Source organism: Ruegeria sp. BC3, assembly GCF_056539265.1.
This window is the reverse complement of record NZ_JBQFUP010000001.1, coordinates 129886-145907: the sequence shown is the minus strand read 5'-3', so window position 1 is coordinate 145907 and position 16022 is coordinate 129886. Positions and strand designations below refer to the sequence as shown.

Annotated in this window: 14 protein-coding genes; 7 read left to right on the top strand and 7 right to left on the bottom strand. The window is 58.9% G+C overall.

Annotated elements, in window-relative coordinates; all coding sequences use genetic code 11:
- Window positions 1-190 precede the first annotated feature (190 nt).
- Entirely contained in the window at window positions 191-757 is a 567-nt protein-coding gene (locus tag ACR0MV_RS00720; RefSeq protein WP_480700659.1) for a hypothetical protein, read from the top strand.
- Window positions 758-917: 160 nt separating this feature from the next.
- On the opposite strand, the gene preA is transcribed toward ACR0MV_RS00720, so the two are convergent.
- The 4 genes from preA to ACR0MV_RS00700 all read right to left on the bottom strand — a co-directional run bounded on the left by preA (window position 918) and on the right by ACR0MV_RS00700 (window position 5250).
- Complete coding sequence (gene preA / locus ACR0MV_RS00715; protein ID WP_480700657.1) at window positions 918-2222, bottom strand: NAD-dependent dihydropyrimidine dehydrogenase subunit PreA; 1305 nt, start codon at window positions 2220-2222, stop codon at window positions 918-920.
- Between the two features lie 18 nt (window positions 2223-2240).
- The gene (locus ACR0MV_RS00710) at window positions 2241-3077 is read right to left on the bottom strand and encodes a methyltransferase domain-containing protein (RefSeq protein WP_480700655.1); all 837 of its coding nucleotides are present in this window, start codon (window positions 3075-3077) and stop codon (window positions 2241-2243) included.
- A gap of 46 nt (window positions 3078-3123) precedes the next feature.
- Window positions 3124-4458, bottom strand: coding sequence for an NAD(P)-dependent oxidoreductase (locus ACR0MV_RS00705; protein WP_480700653.1), 1335 nt, complete (start codon window positions 4456-4458; stop codon window positions 3124-3126).
- A 159-nt stretch (window positions 4459-4617) separates the two neighbouring features.
- Entirely contained in the window at window positions 4618-5250 is a 633-nt protein-coding gene (locus ACR0MV_RS00700; protein ID WP_480700651.1) for a cupin domain-containing protein, read from the bottom strand.
- A gap of 166 nt (window positions 5251-5416) precedes the next feature.
- Between ACR0MV_RS00700 and ACR0MV_RS00695 the strand changes: the two genes are divergently transcribed.
- The 3 genes from ACR0MV_RS00695 (at window position 5417) to ACR0MV_RS00685 (ending at window position 8491) form a co-directional block, all read left to right on the top strand.
- A complete protein-coding gene (locus tag ACR0MV_RS00695; RefSeq protein WP_480700649.1) occupies window positions 5417-6412 on the top strand; it encodes a hypothetical protein in 996 nt (331 codons plus the stop codon).
- A gap of 72 nt (window positions 6413-6484) precedes the next feature.
- A complete protein-coding gene (locus tag ACR0MV_RS00690) occupies window positions 6485-7777 on the top strand; it encodes an O-acetylhomoserine aminocarboxypropyltransferase/cysteine synthase family protein (protein WP_480700647.1) in 1293 nt (430 codons plus the stop codon).
- Between the two features lie 3 nt (window positions 7778-7780).
- The gene (locus ACR0MV_RS00685; protein ID WP_480700645.1) at window positions 7781-8491 is read left to right on the top strand and encodes a GNAT family N-acetyltransferase; all 711 of its coding nucleotides are present in this window, start codon (window positions 7781-7783) and stop codon (window positions 8489-8491) included.
- A 2-nt stretch (window positions 8492-8493) separates the two neighbouring features.
- Here ACR0MV_RS00685 and ACR0MV_RS00680 read toward each other — a convergent pair whose 3' ends face one another.
- Window positions 8494-9189, bottom strand: a complete 696-nt coding sequence (locus tag ACR0MV_RS00680) for an SIMPL domain-containing protein (protein WP_480700643.1) — start codon at window positions 9187-9189, stop codon at window positions 8494-8496.
- A gap of 164 nt (window positions 9190-9353) precedes the next feature.
- Between ACR0MV_RS00680 and ACR0MV_RS00675 the strand changes: the two genes are divergently transcribed.
- Window positions 9354-11306: a hypothetical protein gene (locus ACR0MV_RS00675; protein WP_480700641.1), complete on the top strand. Its 1953-nt coding sequence runs from the start codon at window positions 9354-9356 to the stop codon at window positions 11304-11306.
- Between the two features lie 55 nt (window positions 11307-11361).
- On the opposite strand, the gene hppD is transcribed toward ACR0MV_RS00675, so the two are convergent.
- On the bottom strand, window positions 11362-12459 hold the full coding sequence (gene hppD / locus ACR0MV_RS00670; RefSeq protein WP_480700639.1) for a 4-hydroxyphenylpyruvate dioxygenase: 1098 nt from the start codon (window positions 12457-12459) through the stop codon (window positions 11362-11364).
- A gap of 146 nt (window positions 12460-12605) precedes the next feature.
- Between hppD and ACR0MV_RS00665 the strand changes: the two genes are divergently transcribed.
- Window positions 12606-13061 carry an Lrp/AsnC family transcriptional regulator gene (locus ACR0MV_RS00665; protein WP_170421670.1) on the top strand — a complete coding sequence of 152 codons (456 nt, stop codon included), beginning with the start codon at window positions 12606-12608 and terminating at the stop codon, window positions 13059-13061.
- Window positions 13062-13080: 19 nt separating this feature from the next.
- A complete protein-coding gene (locus ACR0MV_RS00660; RefSeq protein ID WP_170421673.1) occupies window positions 13081-14964 on the top strand; it encodes a monovalent cation:proton antiporter-2 (CPA2) family protein in 1884 nt (627 codons plus the stop codon).
- A 25-nt stretch (window positions 14965-14989) separates the two neighbouring features.
- Here ACR0MV_RS00660 and cobT read toward each other — a convergent pair whose 3' ends face one another.
- Window positions 14990-16003, bottom strand: coding sequence for a nicotinate-nucleotide--dimethylbenzimidazole phosphoribosyltransferase (cobT, locus tag ACR0MV_RS00655; protein ID WP_170464229.1), 1014 nt, complete (start codon window positions 16001-16003; stop codon window positions 14990-14992).
- Window positions 16004-16022 lie beyond the last annotated feature (19 nt).

The following is a 16022-nucleotide window of genomic DNA, read 5'->3' as shown; positions in this document are numbered from 1 at the left end:
GATCTGCGCCTACCTCAGTGACTTTGATTGCCTGCTTGGTTTGCGCTAGCCGACGCACGCAGCCAGCCTGTTGTTGCATTTTTGTACCAAGCTTGCAGTTGCATGCTATTATCCTCGGAAAAATCCAATCTGTTTTTAGTGGGATCACGCGTCGGGCAAGCGTGGTCCGTGGTTAGTGTGAGGGCGTGATATGCGCCAGTTTTCTCTGGCTCTATTTCTGGTTTTGGCCGGATGCGGAGTCACATCCCGAAGCTCAACAGAACTGGAATATCTGCAAGAAATAGATCGCCTTTTGCAGGCGAATGACAGTTGCGGACTATGGCAATACGTGGTGTCGCGGCCCTTTGCCCTCGCCGGTGATGACGAACTGTCAAAAGAGTTGCGCAGTTTCGTGTGGCAGTCTCGCGATCAATGTGCGTCCCGCGAACGAAGCGCTTTAGACGACACGAGATCCGACCAGATAGATCGCGCGAGCATCAACACCAGAAACTCGGTCAGTAGAACAAACAACAATCGGCTTGAAGCCTTAGTCGCGAGCACGGCGGCAACAGCTAACAGAGATAGGCGCAACGACAGGGACCAAGAAACGGAACGAGGCGAAGTCGAGCGCGAATCTGGCGCCCGCGGCGCAAGAGGTAAGGGCGAAAGCAAAAGCGCAAAGGGAAAAGGCGGTAAAGGCAGAGGAGAAAGAGGCAATAGTGGGAAAGGGAAAGGTAAGGGCAAAAAAGAAAAAGACGATGACGATGACGATGATTAGGGCCGCAGATCACGAGTTTTAAGATAGTGGCGTGGCAGCGGAGTTCTTAATTCCAAAAGCACTCCAATCGATTTCTGAACTCAATTTAGGAAGCAAACCCAAGGCGCAACCAGCAAAAAAGGGCCGCTTCCCGGCCCTTTCATTGTTTCTATTAGATCGTTTACTCAGCGGCTTTTGCCATTGGGTTATTTGGATGCGTTGTCCAGTTCGCGTATTCTGGCTGAACCTCTCGTCCAGTACGCGGATCGACTTCGCCCGCAGCCATTGGCACCATCGAGATGCAGCCGTCCACCGGGCAAACATCGACGCACAGATTGCAGGCGACGCATTCGTCATCCATCACCTCAAACATCCGGTCATCGGACATCGAAATTGCCTGGTGGCTGGTGTCCTCACAGGCGGCATAGCAGCGGCCGCATTTGATACACTGATCCTGATCGATCTTTGCCTTGGCCACGTAGTTCAGGTTCAGGTACTGCCAGTCGGTCACGTTGGGAACGGCCAGACCGACGATTTCCGAGACGTTTTTGTAGCCCTTTTCGTCCATCCATTTGGACAGGCCCGCCGTCAGTTCGTCGATGATCTTGAACCCATAGGTCATCGCGGCGGTGCAGACCTGAACGTTGCCGCATCCCAGCGCCATGAACTCTGCCGCATCGCGCCACGTGGTCACGCCGCCAATACCGGAGATCGGCAGGCCATGCGTCGCCTGAGCGCGTGAGATCTCAGAGACCATCGACAAGGCGATCGGCTTCACCGCCGGACCGCAATAGCCGCCGTGGCTGCCTTTGCCGTCGATAGACGGTTCAGGGCTGAAGGTGTCGAGGTTGACGCTGGTGATCGAGTTGATCGTGTTGATCAGCGACACCGCATCTGCACCGCCATTCTTCGCAGCCTCAGCGGGCTTACGGATATCGGTGATGTTTGGCGTCAGCTTCACAATGACCGGGCGGTCGTAGTACTGCTTGCACCAACGGGTCACCATCTCGATGTATTCCGGCACCTGCCCCACGGCGGATCCCATGCCGCGTTCGCTCATCCCATGCGGGCAGCCAAAGTTTAGCTCGATCCCATCAGCACCGGTTTCAGCCACGCGCGGCAGGATGGCTTTCCATGCCGCTTCTTCGCACGGTACCATGATCGAGGCGATCAGAGCGCGATCCGGGTAGTCGGCTTTGACTCGCGCCATCTCTTCCAGGTTCACCTCAAGTGGTCGATCGGTGATCAGTTCAATGTTGTTCAGACCCAACAGGCGGCGATCTGCGCCGTAAATCGCACCATAGCGCGGGCCGTTCACGTTCACGACCGGAGGCCCCTCGGACCCCAGTGTTTTCCAGACAACTCCGCCCCATCCGGCCTCGAACGCGCGGCGGACGTTGTATTCCTTGTCAGTGGGCGGAGCGGACGCCAGCCAGTACGGGTTGGGGCTTTCGATGCCCAGAAAGTTTGTCTTCAGATCGGCCATGGCTTCTCCCTTCCCGGCTCAGCCGGTTTTCTTGAATATCATTTCGGTCGGACGAATGCGCCCGGCCTTCAGGTTTTTGACGTAGTTCTGAAATTTCTCCGGCGCAGTCTCACCCATCATCAGGTGAATACCCAGCGGCGCAGGTCCGGTTTCAGCAATGCGCGCGAAGACTTCCTCGAAGAACTCCAGCGCGAATTGCGTACGGTCAGTTTCGGCAACCAACTCCAGACCAGCGGCATCTGCGGCATCTTTGTAGACCTGCGGCGCATGCACGAACGAGGTCTCAGCCACGGTGGACCAGGGCAACGGAAAGGACAGCGGTTCATCCGCGTCCCCGCCCATCACATCGAACAGGGCGAAGGTTCCACCCGTGGCCAACGCGCGAGAGACTTCGGCGAACAGACCAGCCTTATCTTCGATGTTCATGCCCACATGCATCATGACCGCAAGGTCAAACCCCGCATCCGGAACGGGCATGTCCAACGCGCTGCCGACATGAAAGCTGGCCTTGTCGGAATGCCCAACCAGATCGCTCAGCGCTGTGGCCGTTTCGACGAATTCCGGCGTAAGGTCGACCCCGGTCACTGTCGAGTCATAGCGATCCACGATGTACCGGGACGTGCCGCCTATGCCACATCCCACGTCCAGAACGCGCGTTGCATGGGTCGGCGACAGCTGCGCGAACAGGTTGTCCGTCGCCAGAACGCCGCCGGTGTGGAACTCATCCCCCGCCTTCAGATCGGCCACAGTGGCCGCGTCAGGGTCGATCCCACTGGCCTCAAGCGCCGCGCGAACGCGGTCGGTTAGCGCTCCGGTTGTACAGTGTTGGGCAACGGCTTGTTCGATCTGGGACATGGGAATACCTCAGCAGCGAAAGGAATGGGGTGAATACCCCACCCTATCACGAAACCAGCGTTGCGTGGATGTCCATCGCGGCATCGCGGCCCTCGGCCACTGCGGTCACGGTCAGGTCTTCGCCCCCCGCAGCACAGTCACCACCGGCCCAGACACCCGTCATCGAGGTTCGCCCGGCCCCGGTCACAGCGATCTTATTGCCGTCCAGTTGCAAACCGTCTGGCGCGCCGTCCAGATTTTGACCAATAGCCTTGAGCACCTGATCTGCAGGCAGGCGGATCATTTCCCCGGTGCCGGTCAGTTGCCCGTTCTGGCTGGTGGTATATTCCAACTCGATCTCGACTGCGGCCCCGTTTCCATGGATGGCCACAGGTTGCACATTGGTCATGATCTTAACGCCGTGCGACGATGCGAGGTCCTGTTCGTACCGGCTGGCCCCCATCGCATCGCGTCCTCGGCGATAGGCGATGGTGACATGTTCGGCACCCAGCAGTTTCGATTTCACCGCCGCGTCCACCGCGGTCATGCCACCGCCGATAACGACCACGTTGCGACCTACGGGCAGATCAACCAGATCAGAGGCCTGACGCACGTCCGAGATGAAATCCACTGCGAAGCGAACGCCATCTTTATCCGCGCCGTCGGCGCGCAGCGCGTTCACCCCGGCAAGACCGATGGACAGAAACACCGCGTCATAGTTTTCGACCAGCCCCTCCAGCGAGATCCCCTCGCCCAGAACCGAACCGGTCTCGATCGAGATGCCGCCGATTTCCAGCAGCCAATTTACTTCGGCCTGAGCGAAGTTGTTGGTCGATTTATAAGCGGCGATCCCATATTCGTTCAGACCGCCTGGCTTGGGCTTGCTCTCGTGGATCACCACGTCATGACCAAACATGGCCAACCGGTGCGCGCAGGCCAGACCTGCGGGACCTGCCCCGATCACGGCAACCGTTTTGCCCGTGGGCGTGGCGCGTTGAAACGGGTGAGACCCCGTAGCCATCACGCTGTCGGTCGCGTAACGCTGTAGGCGCCCGATCTCGACCGGCGCGCCCTCGGCGGTTTCGCGGACGCAAACTTCTTCGCACAGTGTCTCGGTGGGACAAACGCGGGCGCACATACCGCCCAGAATGTTCTGTGCCAGAATAGTCTCGCCTGCGGCCTCAGGTTGGCCGGCCTGGATCTGCCGCATGAACAGCGGAATATCGATGTCCGTGGGACAGGCCGTCACGCACGGCGCATCATAGCAAAAATAGCACCGATCAGCAGCCACGGCGGCCTCGTGCGGGGCCAGTGGCGGATGCAGATCCGTGAAATTCGAGGTCAGCTCATCGCTGGACAGCCGCCCGGAGACAATGCCGGAGGCAATCTGGCCCTGTGCCATCACTCTACTCCCTGTAGATATGTTTGTTATGACCTCAGCTTGCCACAAACAAATTTTTTATCAATTGGTAAAATTTGCCAAATGGTCAAAAAATGAAAAAACCGAGCCAATCGACCCGGTTTTCCTTTGAATCTGCCTGTTTTTGATGCAGCAGGTGGATCAGACCATCTGTGAAAGATGCCCGGTTTTCGTCCAAACCCGCGCGCCGGATGCACCTGCGGTGGCCGAAGACCGCGTGCCAGGCGGCAATCTGAGCCAATCCCAATTGGTGAATTCTTCGCCGGATTCTTGCAGCGATCCTTCGATCACAAACAGCTCCAACCCTTCTGTTGCGTCCAGCTCCAACACCTCGCCCGCTGTCAGGTTGAACACCCTAACCTCTTCGTGCGCGTCCTTGAACAGCTGGGCATTTCCCTTGCCATTGATCGACCGCCGCAGCTCGGTCCGGTCTGCGGGATCGAATTGATGCAGCTTCACCAAGATTGTCGCGCCCTCTTTCGCCGAAGGAGTGTGCGAGGAAGTGGGCGGATTACGCACGTAGCTGCCGACAGGGAAGTCCCCGGTCTCGTCCTGAAACACGCCGTCCAGCACCAGGTACTCTTCGCCCCCATCATGGGTATGCGGCGCAAAAGCACTGCCCGGAGCAAAACGCACGATGGTCGTTGCGCGCGCGACCTCGTTCCCGATGCGATCCAGCATCTTGCGCTCGACGCCGGCAGCGGGCGACGCAACCCAGTCGGTCTGGTCAAAATGAACCGCGACGCGTTTTGTGAAATCTGCGTTGATCTTCATTACCTCACTCCTGATCGGGGCCGTCTGCCTAACATGGGATTGCACAGACACATTTCAAATGGGCCTCTTACTTCGGGTTTTGACGGGCGGCTTTGAGTGCTGTACGTCAAGCACATCACCCGAGCAGCGCCGGACGACGGCATTCACAATAACTGAAAGTCACCGGATGCAGGCCAGCGCCCCGAAATTCAACATCGTCATCATCGGGCAAAACAACCGGCTGCAATACGAGGCTCTGCTGTTCGCGGCATCCTTGCGTCACAGCAGCCCGGATTTCGCAGGTCGCTTGTTCGTTGCGGTCCCTCAAGCCGGGCCGCGCTGGCCTCAGGATCCAAGCCTTCACGATGAGGATGCGCTAAAGGCCCTGCGCCAGTTGGATGCTGAAATCCTGCCTTTCGAGAACAATGTCTTTGGCCACAGCTATCCTTACGGCAACAAGATCGAGGCGCTGCAGGCCCTGCCCGAGGGTGAGCCTTTTGTGTTTTTCGACAGCGACACTCTGATCACCGGGGATTTGAATAGCGTGCCCTTCGACTTCGACCGACCCAGCGCGTCCCTGCGGGTCGAAGGCACTTGGCCCAAGCCGACCCTGTATGGTCCCGGACTGCACGGAATCTGGGAAGCGCTGTATCGCAAATTCGGGCTGGATTTCGAAAGCTCTCAGGACACAAGCCAGCCGGTCGATTACTGGCGGCGCTATTTGTACTTCAACGCCGGATTTTTCTTTTACTCTTGCCCGCGCAAGTTCGGAGAGCGTTTTCTGAACTACGCCCGCACTATTCGGGATGACGATATCCCTGAGCTTGCTGGCCAGAACCTTGATCCCTGGCTGGATCAGGCGGCATTGCCGCTGGTGATCCATTCGTTTGGCGGCGGACGGGATGCCTTGCCTTCGGGCCTGCTGGACGGTTCGGTCAGCTGTCACTATCGCCTTTTCCCCCTGCTCTATGCGCGCGAAAGCGACCATGTCGTCGAGGTGCTGGAAACCGTGGCCGCTCCGAACCGGGTCAAGAAAGTGCTTAAGGCATACGACCCGATCAAGAAGCTGGTGCTGCAGCGCAAGGGCCACAAGATCCGAGAGATGTTCGATCGCGACAACTTGCCAAAACGCGAGCAGGTCATTCGCAATCAGATCCGTAACAAGGGCCTGTGGATGCGCTGACAGGATTGTTGTGCACGCGTCCTCAATCGCCTAGAGATTCTGCAACACACATTCCAACAGGAGATTTCCACGATGTCTGACGGCCCAACTTACGGTTTTGACACGCTTCAAATTCATGCGGGCGCGCGCCCCGATCCCGCGACTGGCGCCCGTCAGACACCAATCTATCAGACCACGGCTTATGTGTTCCGCGATGCTGATCACGCGGCAGCGTTGTTCAACCTGCAAGAGGTCGGCTTTATCTATTCCCGCCTGACAAACCCTACCGTGGCCGTTCTGCAAGAACGCGTTGCCACGCTGGAAGGTGGTGTTGGGGCGGTCTGCTGCTCGTCCGGTCACGCGGCGCAAATCATGGCGCTGTTCCCGCTGATGGGTCCGGGCTGCAATGTCGTCGCATCGACCCGCCTGTACGGCGGCACGGTCACGCAGTTCAGCCAGACCATTAAGCGGTTCGGCTGGTCGGCCAAATTCGTCGACACCGACGATCTGGACGCGGTGAAAGACGCCATCGACGAAAACACCCGCGCGGTGTTCTGTGAATCGATTGCCAACCCGGGCGGCTATGTCACAGATATCCGCGCGCTGGCGGATGTCGCGGACGCGGCAGGTATTCCGCTGATCGTCGACAACACCTCGGCCACGCCCTACCTGTGCCGCCCTATCGAACACGGCGCAACGCTGGTCGTGCATTCGACCACCAAATACCTGACCGGCAACGGCACCGTTACCGGCGGATGCATCGTGGATTCGGGCAAGTTCGACTGGTCGGCGAATGACAAGTTCCCATCTCTCAGCGAACCGGAGCAAGCCTATCACGGCCTGAAGTTCCATGAGACGTTTGGCCCGCTGGCCTTCACCTTCCACGGCATCGCCATAGGTCTGCGCGATCTGGGTATGACGATGAACCCGCAAGCTGCGCACTATACGCTGATGGGGATTGAGACCCTGTCCTTGCGGATGGAACGCCACGTTGAAAACGCGCAGAAGATCGCATCATGGCTCGAAGCGGATGATCGCGTGGAGTACGTCACCTATGCTGGCCTGCCCTCCTCGCCCTATCACGACCGGGTCAAGGCGCATTACAAGAAAGGTGCCGGAGCCTTGTTCACCTTTGCGGTCAAGGGCGGGTATGACGCCTGCGTCAAGCTGGTGAATGCGCTTGAGATTTTCAGCCACGTGGCAAACCTGGGTGATGCGCGGTCGCTGATTATCCACTCGGCATCGACCACGCACCGCCAACTGACGCCGGAACAGCAAGAAGCGGCAGGTGCCGGTCCGGGTGTGGTGCGGGTTTCGATCGGGATCGAAGACGCCGACGACCTGATCGCCGATCTGGATCAAGCTCTGGCAAAAGCCACGGCCTAAATCATGAGCAGCCACGACACCAACGACCTTGGTCAACCCATCGGATTACCGGTCACGGACGAGTTTCCTCGTCCGACTCCACCTTACACACCGATGGAAGGCCGTTATTGCTCTGTCGTGCCGCTGGACGTCAACCGGCATGCGCCCGGATTGTTCCGGGCGTTTGCCAACGATACGGATGGCCACAACTGGACCTACCTACCTTATGGACCCTTCGACAATGAACGTGGGTTCGAGGATTGGGCGCGCGCGACCTGCATGGATGCAGACCCAATGTTTCACACGGTTTTGGACAGCTCGGACACACCCGTCGGCATGGCCTCGTATCTACGGATCAAACCTGCGGCAGGCGCGATCGAGGTCGGGCACATCCATTTCTCGCCACTGTTGCAGCGGAAACCGCAATCGACCGAAACGATGTACCTGATGATGCGACGCGTTTTTGACGAACTGGGTTACCGCCGGTACGAATGGAAATGCGACGCGTTGAACGGACCGTCCCGTCAAGCGGCCGAGCGACTTGGCTTTACCTTCGAAGGCGTGTTCAGGCAGGCCACCCACTACAAAGGCCGGAATCGCGATACGGCGTGGTACTCGATTATCGACAGCGAATGGCCACGCATCCGTAGTGCTTTTGAAACATGGCTCGCGTCCGAGAACTTTGATGAGACGGGCCAGCAGAGGCAGCCTCTGATGGCCCGCGCTAAAGTCTGATCTCACTCAGAAATTTCGAACTCCATCGTCACCGTAACCGAGACCGAGATTTCGCCGCCCGCGACAGGCACACCACCCGCATCGGCCATGTTAAACTCGCGCATCATCGCGACCGGGCGGGCACCACCGACCTGTTCACTGATCTCTTGCACCGGGCCAAGCGTCACATTTGCGGCCTGCGCAAGCTGTTCCGCCTTGGCGGTCGCTTCGGCCACGGCATTGGCGCGCGCTTGGGCTTCAAGAGGTTTGGGATCCTGAACCCCAAAGCTCAGACCGCCGAAGTCGTTGGCGCCGTCCTGAATCACGGCGTCCATAATTGTGCCCAACTGCGACAGGTCGCGGACACGAACAAACACCCGGTTCGACGCGACAAAGCCTGAGATTTCAGGCCGCTCCCCGCTGCTGCTGTTGCGATTATTCCAGACCGGCGACAATGACACATCGCGGGTCTGCACGTCCCGCGCATCGATACCAAGCTCTTGCAGGCGGCTGAGCGCCTGCGCCACCGCATCCGAGGTCGCCTGCATGGCGTTCGATGCCTGTGCGTCCTCATTGGTGACGCCAAGCGTTATGGTGGCCATGTCGGGTACAGATTGCACGGTTCCCGCAGCGTCAACAGTGATGCGACGTTCTTCCGCATGGGCCAGGCCCGCCGCTGAAATCGACAGAGCTGCGGCTAGAAAAGCGATTTTATTCAAGGTCTTCCCTCCGATATGCTTTCCCACAACATGGGGTGGCAAGGGTCTGCCGAACAAGGGGAAAGCCCGGCTTTTTCTTTCCCTCGGCGGGATCCTGCTTTAATGTCACTCTGCGGGCGATCCGTCGTTTGCACCGATGATGATAACTATGGTTTTTCCGGATTATGAAACCTGCCTTTGCGCTGTCTTTTTCTTCGACCGGAATATCCCTGCACCACCACGCGGATGGCGACTGGTTCTGCATTGGCGAGGTCGCGCTGGATGCGCCTGACCTGAACGCACAGATTATTGCCCTGCGTGAAAAAGGCTTTGCGCTGGAAAACGACCTGAATTGCAAGCTGGTTATCCCAGCCGATCAGGTGCGGTTCCTGTCCGTTCCCACCGAAGGACTAAACACTGAGGATAGCGCGGATAAGGCGCGGGCCGAATTGGCCGACGCCACGCCCTATGAACTGGAAGAGCTGGCTTTTGTCACCGAAACCGACGGCACGACGACCTACGTCGCCGCTGTTGCCCGGCAGACTCTCGAGGAAGCACGCGTGTTTGCGGCAGAGCATGGATTTGTTCCTGTCCAATTCACCACCAAAACCGAGGATCAGGCTTACCCGTCCGAACCTGTTTTCGAACTAGACGCCCCATCCGAACCGCCATCAACCGAAGGCCTCGACGAACAGGATACCGGCCCTGCCGTTCATGCGATCGCAGATACGGAGACCCCGACAGAATTCCGATCGGCCCCGGCAACCGGTGCGGCTGACACCGCAACCGGTGCCACGGCCCTAAAGCGCTATGCAATTCCAGCGGCCGCTGCCGCCATAGCCTGCATCGGCCTGATCACATGGTCGATGTCGGGCTCTGACACACCCGCCACCCCAGAGGCGGTGGCAGTTGTGGACCCTGAGCCTGAACCAGCCTCCGAAACTCAAGTCGTCGCAGCACCTGAGATTGAGGAAACCCCGGAACCCGAAGTCGTAGCAGTGCCGGGGCCCGAAGAGCCCTCGCAAACCCAAGTGGTTGAAGAGCCCGAGACCAGCGAGGCGCCCGAGATCGCTGCGCTCTCACCTGCCGAGACTGAACAGCCCCTACCCGAAGAAAGCCCGGACATCAGTGCCACCGATGCCGCGATCCTTGAGGCTTTGAACATTGCCCCAACAGCAGTTGAACCGGTAGAGGGCGCGCCCGAGGCCACGGATGTTCCCGCGCAAGCAAGCGTAGAAATCACCGTCCCAGGACCCCTGCCCGATCCCATCCTGCCCCCAGAGGATGAGTTGTACCTGGCGTCCTTGGATCGCACTGATTTGTCGCAGGATGCTGTCGCACTGCCTCCGGTCGCCAGCTTTGAAACAGACCTGCCGTTTGAGCAGATCGCGCAACCCGCTGAGGCCGGAGTTCAGTTCGAACTGGATGAGCGCGGTCTGGTCACCCCCACGGCGGAAGGGACATTGAATCCGGAAGGCGTGGTCGTTTACTTAGGCCGCCCGTCCAAGGTGCCCCCGGCGGTTCCTGTACGGTTCGAACAGGAACCGATCGAAGAGGATCCTGTGGACCGTTTGGCGCAATACCGGCCCAAGCCTCGTCCCGCGAACTTGTTGGAAAGCTTCGAACGCAGCCAACTTGGCGGACGTACACGTGCCGAACTGGCGGTCGTTCGGCCCAAGCTGCGACCTGAGTCGTTGCAAAGCAGCCCCGAGGTGGATGAAACACCAACCGCATTGGCCGTTGTCCGTGTCCCGCGCCCGAAACCTCGGCCTGCGGGGCTAAGGCAGCCCGCACCAACCACTACCGCCAATCTCGGGTCGACGGCGGCCGTAAACCAAAGCTCGGACGAAGCGGGCTCATTCCAGGCAAAAGCGGTTTCGCCCAAGATTCCTTCGACCGCGTCTGTCGCTCGACAGGCGACCATCGACAGGGCGCTCAACCTGCGCAAGCTGAACCTGATCGGGGTTTACGGCACCCCTGCCAACCGACGGGCCTTGGTCCGGTTGCCCAGCGGCCGGTACAAAAAGCTGAAAGTGGGCGACAGGCTGGACGGTGGCAGCGTGATCGCCATTGGTGACAGCGAGTTGCGGTACCAAAAGCGCGGCAAGAACGTGATCTTGAAGATGCCCAGAGGCTAAGAAAAAAGGCGGCCACGGGGATACCCGCGACCGTCTTTGGGTTTAATGCAAAGCCTTAAGCCGCTGAAATTTCGCCGCTTTCGATCTGCTCGCGCTCGATGGATTCGAACAAGGCCTGAAAGTTCCCTTCGCCGAATCCGTCATCGCCCTTGCGTTGGATGAACTCGAAAAAGATCGGGCCGATCACAGTTTTCGAGAAGATCTGCAGCAGGATCCGGGTCTCGCCGCCGTCCAGAACACCTTCGCCGTCGATCAGGATGCCGTGTTTCATCATCCGGTCCAAAGGCTCTTCATGGTCCGCAACGCGATCTCGGGACATTTCATAATAGGACTGGTTCGGACCCGGCATGAACTTAAGGCCCTTATCGGCAATCGCGTCGGTCGAGGCGTAGATGTCTTCGCTGCCTACCGCGATGTGCTGGATGCCTTCACCCTTGTACTTTTTAAGATACGAGACGATCTGCCCGGTCTCACCGCGATCTTCGTTGATCGGAATGCGGATACGACCGCAAGGCGAAGTCAGCGCGCGGCTATAAAGGCCGGTGAACTTGCCCTGAATGTCAAAGAAGCGGATTTCGCGGAAGTTGAACAGGTCGCCATAGAATTTGAACCACTTGTCCATGTTGCCCTTGTAGACATTGTGGGTCAGGTGATCGAGATAATAGAACCCGTCACCACGCGGCTTGGACTGTTCGGTCCAGGTGAACTCCTGATTGTAAGGCGATGTATCATAATACTGATCGATGAAGTAGATCAGCGAACCGCCAATACCCTTGATTGCCGGGACATCCATAGTCTTGTCCGCCGCATCATAGGGTTCGGCCCCTTTGGACACCGCATGCTCATAGGCTTTCTGAGCGTCCACAACACGCCACCCCATAGCAGGCGCACACGGACCATGCTCGGCCACGAACTTGGCAGCATAGCTCTCGGGGTCCGCGTTCAGGATGTAGGTCACATCGCCCTGTTGCCACAACTCGACCAAGGGTTTGTCCTTGTGATGGCCGACGAGTTCGAAACCCATTTTGGCAAACAGATCGCGTAGCTCCTGGGGTTCCGGGTGGGCGAACTCGACAAATTCGAACCCATCGGTACCGGCTGGATTTTCGGGGCTGATGACAGATTTCGGGGCGTTGTGCGGGAATGGACCCATGGCGCGTCTCCGTAAAAACAGGAATTTCTTTGCTGATTCCAAAATACGCCTTAACCAGTGCTGTTTCTGCGCATTGTTTTCGTGTAAACTATGCTCACACGCGCAAATCACGCATGCTTTAGGGATTTTTCAAGGAAACTCCGCATATGCTGGATTCCACTGACACGCGGCTGTTGTCGGCCTTGCAAAAAGACGCACACCTGACCGCGCACCAATTGGGCGAGATGTTGAACCTGTCCCCAAGTCAGGCCGGGCGGCGGCGTCAGCGGCTTGAGGCCGAAGGGTTTATCACCGGCTATGCCGCGCGACTGGATCCGCTAAAGCTGGGCCTGCAGGTACAAGGCTTCATTCAGGTTCACCTGGGCACTCACGGGCCCGAACAGTCCGAAAGCTTTGCGCGCATGGTCGACACCCGCCCCGAGATCACCAGCGCCTGGACGATGACCGGAGAGGCAGATTACCTGCTGCATGTCTATTGCGACGATCTTTCCGCCCTCAATCGCTTGCTTCACCAGGTGATACTGCCGCATCCTGCAGTGGCCCGGGTCCAAAGCCAGATTGTGATGGACCAACTCAAACGCGACGCGCCCCTCCCCACCTGAGCGCACCGAAAGGACAAACATGGACGATTTCCTTTACCAGGCTTCGATCTATCTGGCTGCCGCCGTGATCGCTGTGCCCTTATCGGCGCGTCTGGGCTTGGGGTCGGTACTGGGCTATTTGGCCGCCGGTATCATCATTGGCCCTGTGTTTGGTTTGGTCGGGGCAGAAACCGAAAGCCTGCAGCATGTAGCCGAGTTTGGCGTGGTCATGATGCTGTTCCTGATCGGGCTTGAGCTTGAGCCGCGCGCCCTTTGGGATATGCGGGACCGGCTTTTGGGATTGGGCGGCTTGCAGGTGCTTCTATCCACTGCGGTCATCGCCGCGGTCGCCATATACGCAAATCACCCCTGGTCGGTCGCCTTGGCGGTCGGATTGACCCTGTCACTGTCTTCGACCGCGATTGTGTTGCAGACCCTTTCGGAAAAGGGGCTGATGCAGACAAATGGCGGCAGGGCCACGTTCTCGGTTCTGTTAACGCAGGACATCGCTGTCATTCCCATTCTGGCACTGCTGCCCTTGCTGGCGCTGCCCGCCATCCCTCATATCGAAAGCGATGGCTCTATCGATCGCGGCACCGATGCGGCCCATCACGACGCCGCACATCACAGTCTGTCACTGGTCGAGGGTCTGCCCGGCTGGGCCGTAACACTGGTTACCATTGGCGCAATAGCCTTTGTCATTCTGGCCGGCATCTATCTGACGCGCCCGCTGTTCCGGTTCATCCACGCCACCCGTCTGCGCGAGATGTATACCGCGCTGGCGCTGATGATCGTTGTAGGTATTTCCTTCCTGATGACCCTTGTGGGCCTGTCCCCGGCCTTGGGCGCGTTTCTTGCGGGTGTTGTTCTGGCCAGCTCGGAATTCCGGCACGAGATGGAAAGCGATCTTGAGCCATTCAAGGGCCTGTTTCTTGGCCTGTTCTTCATCACGGTCGGTGCCGGGATAGATGTTGGATACTTCTTCAACGACCCGCTTGATCTGATTGGCCTGGCGCTTTTGGTGATCCTGGCCAAAGGGATCATCCTGTTTCTGGTCGGTCGCGCCTTCAAGCTGCGCGGGCGCGACCACTGGCTGTTCACGTTGGGGCTGGCACAAGCCGGTGAGTTCGGTTTTGTCCTGCTAGCCTTTTCCACGCAGCAGAACGTCATCCCGCCCGATCTTTCACAGAAACTGTTGATGATCATCGCGCTGACCATGCTAATCACGCCGCTTCTGTTCATCATCTATGATCTGCTCTCGCGTCGCATGGGCGACGGCGCCCCGCAGGCCGAACCAGATGAGATCGACGAAAAAGGCCCTGTCATCATCGCCGGCATCGGGCGCTTCGGTCAGATCGTGAACCGTCTGGTGCGCGCCAGCGGGTTCAAGACCGTGGTGCTGGATCACGATATCGACACGATCCAACTGATGCGCCGTTTCGGGGTCAAAGGCTTTTTAGGGGATCCAACGCGCCCGGAACTGCTGCGGGCAGCCGGGATCGAAAAAGCGTCTGTCCTGGTTGCGGCAATGGATGACCCCAAACAGGTCACGCGTCTGGTCGGCTATGCCCGCCGCCAGCGCCCGGATTTGCATATCGTGGCCCGCGCACGTGACCGGACCCACGTGTACGAGCTCTACCAAGCCGGAGCTGATGACATCGTCCGGGAGATGTTTGACGGGTCACTTCGTGCGGGTCGGTATGTGCTGGAGAACATTGGCCTCAGCGAATACGAAGCCGCGCAGGCCGAGCAAACCTTCTACCACCATGACCGAACAGCTGTCCGCGATCTGGCCGAGCTGTGGATTCCCGGAATGCCGACCGCTGAAAACAAGAAATACATCGAACGGGCGCAGGCGCTTGAAAAAGACCTCGAGACCGAGTTGTTGGAGCTGGCAGAGAAACACGCCAAGAAATCGGCCTGACCTTAAACGGTCAGGCCTTGACCGTTTAGCCGTCTGACACGCCAGCTTCGGCAAAGGTTGCCATGCCGGAATGGCAGGCCACCGCGCTTTTTAGGATATTGATCGCCAGCGCGCCGCCCGAACCTTCGCCCAGACGCAACCCAAGGCTCAGCAGCGGCTCTTTGCCAAGCTTGGCCAACACTGCCCCATGCGCGCCTTCGGCGCTTTGGTGACCGGCCACGGCATGGTCCAAGGCACCTTTTGACACATCCGCCAAACAGGCCGCAGCTGCCGAGCAGATAAAGCCGTCCAGAATGACCGGAATGCGCAGGGTACGCGCTGCAGCAATGGCCCCGGCCATGGCCGCGATCTCGCGCCCTCCCAGACGGCGCAGGATTTCCAAGCCATCGCCTGATCCGACATGCTGCGCCACCCCTTCGGCTACGACGCGCGTCTTGTTGACCAACCCGGCATCATCTACGCCGGTGCCCCGCCCTGTCCATTCGGCCGCCTCGCCGCCGAACAAGGCACAGGCGATCGCCGCTGCCGGGGTTGTGTTTCCAATCCCCATTTCACCCACGACCAGCAGGTCAGCCTTGGGATCAACGGCGTTCCAGCCAACGCGCAGCGCCGAAAGCAGCTCATCCTCGGTCATGGCGGGACCCGCAGTGAAATCCGCTGTCGGCCGGTCCAATTCCAGCGCATGCACATCCATGGTCGCGCCTGCGGCCTTGGCCAATTGGTTGATGGCCGCGCCGCCGTGCTCAAAGTTCATGACCATCTGAACAGTCACTTCGGGCGGAAAGGCCGAAACGCCCTGCGCTGTAACTCCATGGTTTCCGGCAAATACGATAACCTGGGGGGCCGCGATCTGCGGCCGTGCGTCCCCACGCCAACCCGCATACCAAATCGCGAGGTCTTCAAGCCGACCCAAAGCGCCGGGGGGTTTGGTCAGTTGGCCGTTGCGATCGGCGGCACCTTGCAGTGCGTCACCATCCGGCGCCGGAGCATTCGTCAGGGCCTCGCGAAGGGTGTTCAGGTCATTTAGTTCGGGCAGCATCCAAAGCCTCGTTGCATCA

Excerpts from the sequence above, each read along its gene's own strand:
- ACR0MV_RS00720 (WP_480700659.1), top strand. The coding sequence starts at position 191 with ATGCGCCAGTTTTCTCTGGCTCTATTTCTGGTTTTGGCCGGATGCGGA.
- preA (WP_480700657.1), bottom strand. The coding sequence starts at position 2,222 with ATGGCCGATCTGAAGACAAACTTTCTGGGCATCGAAAGCCCCAACCCG.
- ACR0MV_RS00710 (WP_480700655.1), bottom strand. The coding sequence starts at position 3,077 with ATGTCCCAGATCGAACAAGCCGTTGCCCAACACTGTACAACCGGAGCG.
- ACR0MV_RS00705 (WP_480700653.1), bottom strand. The coding sequence starts at position 4,458 with ATGGCACAGGGCCAGATTGCCTCCGGCATTGTCTCCGGGCGGCTGTCC.
- ACR0MV_RS00700 (WP_480700651.1), bottom strand. The coding sequence starts at position 5,250 with ATGAAGATCAACGCAGATTTCACAAAACGCGTCGCGGTTCATTTTGAC.
- ACR0MV_RS00695 (WP_480700649.1), top strand. The coding sequence starts at position 5,417 with ATGCAGGCCAGCGCCCCGAAATTCAACATCGTCATCATCGGGCAAAAC.
- ACR0MV_RS00690 (WP_480700647.1), top strand. The coding sequence starts at position 6,485 with ATGTCTGACGGCCCAACTTACGGTTTTGACACGCTTCAAATTCATGCG.
- ACR0MV_RS00685 (WP_480700645.1), top strand. The coding sequence starts at position 7,781 with ATGAGCAGCCACGACACCAACGACCTTGGTCAACCCATCGGATTACCG.
- ACR0MV_RS00675 (WP_480700641.1), top strand. The coding sequence starts at position 9,354 with ATGAAACCTGCCTTTGCGCTGTCTTTTTCTTCGACCGGAATATCCCTG.
- hppD (WP_480700639.1), bottom strand. The coding sequence starts at position 12,459 with ATGGGTCCATTCCCGCACAACGCCCCGAAATCTGTCATCAGCCCCGAA.
- ACR0MV_RS00665 (WP_170421670.1), top strand. The coding sequence starts at position 12,606 with ATGCTGGATTCCACTGACACGCGGCTGTTGTCGGCCTTGCAAAAAGAC.
- ACR0MV_RS00660 (WP_170421673.1), top strand. The coding sequence starts at position 13,081 with ATGGACGATTTCCTTTACCAGGCTTCGATCTATCTGGCTGCCGCCGTG.
- cobT (WP_170464229.1), bottom strand. The coding sequence starts at position 16,003 with ATGCTGCCCGAACTAAATGACCTGAACACCCTTCGCGAGGCCCTGACG.